The organism is Streptococcus oralis (genome assembly GCF_001588645.1).
Lineage (GTDB): Bacteria > Bacillota > Bacilli > Lactobacillales > Streptococcaceae > Streptococcus > Streptococcus oralis_AB.
The window spans coordinates 1-210 of the sequence record NZ_LAYF01000057.1 but is presented as its reverse complement, the minus strand read 5'-3'; the positions used below and the strand labels follow the sequence as shown (position 1 = coordinate 210).

Below are 210 nucleotides of genomic sequence, written 5' to 3'. Positions count from 1 at the left end.
TACTAAACTTCGCTCCCCATCACAGCTCAACGTTATAGGTATAAGCATTTGACTCATACCACGCCTCACTGCTTAGACGTACATCCATTCGTACGCACGAGTTAGCCTACTGCGTCCCTCCATCACTTCATACTCTAGTACAGGAATCTCAACCTGTTGTCCATCGGATACACCTTTCGGCCTCTCCTTAGGTCCCGACTAACCCAGGGC

The 210-nt window shown here is 49.5% G+C and carries 1 rRNA gene; it reads right to left on the bottom strand.

Annotated features, from left to right (window positions below):
• A 23S ribosomal RNA gene (locus A0739_RS09820) occupies positions 1-210 on the bottom strand; the annotation flags it as partial.